Consider the following 2,238-nt stretch of genomic DNA (forward strand, 5'->3'; position numbering starts at 1 on the left):
CCATTCGCCAAAAATGGAGTAGTAAGGAGGCTGAAGAAGGCGGTAGTCATTATGAATGCGTCATCCATGTTTATCCTCTCTAAAATAAACGTTGCTTGGCATACACCTCCTCTTGGCCTTGTTCCTGTATTTGCCTGATGGTCCTTTGCGATGTTGGTGTTATGGGCTCTGGCATAGTTATGCCCTCTAGTAAGTGCCATTCAAAGTCATCCCAGTCAAAGAATATGTGATATTCGCCCTGCATTGGGTATATTCGTACTCCCCTCCTGAGGTTATCGATTAGAGATAATCCAACACTTTGAATATCAACTTGTAGGATTGCCAATGAAATGGGGGTATGTGTATGCATTTGGATCATCTCATATGCCACCCAATGGTAAAGTTTAATGCCATGTTCCTGTCTTTTGGGTGGCAACTCATGTGGTGAGGCAACCGATTTTGTCTTAACCTCAACCCAGCCCTGTATCCCATCATGCCAGACTAAATTATCGGGTAAGATAAACCGCTGTTTGCCAAGTAACATGGGCGCCCCTATGCCATCAATAAGGCTGGCTGGTAGGATTTGGTAGCCTTGGCCGATTAGCCACTGCCTTACTATCGCCTCACCTTGCTTGCCTAGGCGTTCTTTATTGTCACCTTGCATTGAAATTCCTCTTGGGCTATGCTCTGGATCAAGCCTGAGTATTTGGGTTCGGGCTCAACGAGTATGAATCTACGTCTCGGTAAATGCCCAACGGCAAAGGCCGTAGAACCAGTGCCAGCGAATGGGTCAAGTACGGTATCCCCTGGCTTACTGCTAACTTGGAGCAACTTCTGTAGTAGCCACCTGGGCTTTTGCGTTGGGTGATACTCGCGCTCGTTCCCCGCACAAATCGGCCCAGTGATTACATTGTGCATCTCATTTTGCCCCATCCAGACGAATGTCTTCGGCGGTCCCTTGGTGAAATAGAGAATCAAATCAAACGCTGGGCACCATCTCGTTTTGCGGATTTGGGGGGCTGGATTGACTCTATGCCAAAGCAGTAGCCCACCAAACTGCAAGCCGCTAGTGTCAAAAGCGTCATGCCACAGCCGACTCTGGCGGAACCCAATAAATACGTATAGGCTCGCCCCTTGTTTGAGCTGTGTGGACATCAAGCTGGCCCATATAGCAACGGCTTCCTTGTACTGGCTGTCTGGCACATTATCCCATTGCCCGAAGTTCCTCTGTAAGTCAGCCTGGTTGTTGCGTGAGATATCATTATTGGAAACGAGATACGGCGGGTCCGTCACTATTAAGTCGATACTGTCGTCAGGTATTAAGCCCGCCGCCTCTTCATACCGGCAAGGGTATAAGGTGATGCCCATTGTGGGCAGTTGCGCTAGTGGGTATGTGGGCAATTCTTTACTATTGCCCATTTTGTCAGGTTTGCCATTGCCCACAATCTTCAGCCACCGCCCGAGACTTTGACGTGGCACCCCTAGAGCCTCGGCTATTTGCTGTTGGGTATAGCCAAACTCTCTTAGGTTTTTAGCCTCTAGGGCTAGCCCCTGCCTCTCCAGTGTCAGCATTCTTGCCATTGCTTCAGCTCTTTGCTTTCGCCTCCAGCCTTTTCTGCACCTCGGCTACAAACTTCGCTTTCTGATCCGGTGTCAGACTATCTATCGCATCGCCTATCGTCTTGCCCTTGGCTTCCGGGAATGTCTCGCGTATATACCGGGCGGCGTTCCAGTCTTTGAGTGTCTTGAGTGATTCATTGAGCCAGCCTTTGTCTATCAGGGCCGCCGAATCGTCAAACAATGGCTCGTAGTCCTCGTCCATAGGCTGCGGGTAAGCCTCGGTTGCCCGGGATTCCCTTACCTTGTCCACAAGGTCCATAAACACCTGCTCTAAGGTGAGCCCGTCATCTGCCATCATCTGTTTGACCGATTCCACACCCAGCAACTTATGTGCCTCTTCCTCTGTTAGTTTCAATTCGTTCTGGACCCTAACCCAGAACTTCGGCCAGTCCGGTTGCCCGTTGTCCTCAAACGCCGCTGGCAGCTCGCCTTCTATATCGGATTCCACCTCGGCGGTAGCCAGCGTTCCGGCGAACAATGATGGGAACGCTTCTACTAATGCTCGCTTCAAGGCGCTTTTGCGTAGCATCCATGGCTGTTTTGGCTCGGCCCAGAATTGCGTTGGCTTGCCTTCCCGGGTGAGTTTCACACACTCGTTTTTGTTGACAGCCACGTAGGTCGGGCGGCTCCGGTCCTTGC

The 2,238-nt window shown here is 50.8% G+C and carries 3 protein-coding genes; all 3 read right to left on the minus strand.

Translation table 11 applies throughout. The features are described 5' to 3' along the window. Positions 1-200: hypothetical protein (locus tag HWQ67_RS16780; protein ID WP_218253836.1), on the minus strand; the 200-nt coding region annotated here is incomplete at its 3' end. A gap of 415 nt (positions 201-615) precedes the next feature. Further along, a complete protein-coding gene (locus tag HWQ67_RS16785) occupies positions 616-1,560 on the minus strand; it encodes a DNA methyltransferase (RefSeq protein WP_218253837.1) in 945 nt (314 codons plus the stop codon). 4 nt (positions 1,561-1,564) lie between these two features. Further along, positions 1,565-2,238 (minus strand): recombinase RecT (locus HWQ67_RS16790; protein WP_218253838.1); only part of this gene is annotated, 674 nt, incomplete at its 5' end.

This window comes from Candidatus Magnetobacterium casense (assembly GCF_019173545.1).
GTDB classification, from domain to species: domain Bacteria; phylum Nitrospirota; class Thermodesulfovibrionia; order Thermodesulfovibrionales; family Magnetobacteriaceae; genus Magnetobacterium; species Magnetobacterium cryptolimnobacter.

Excerpts from the sequence above, each read along its gene's own strand:
- HWQ67_RS16785 (WP_218253837.1), bottom strand. The coding sequence starts at position 1,560 with ATGGCAAGAATGCTGACACTGGAGAGGCAGGGGCTAGCCCTAGAGGCT.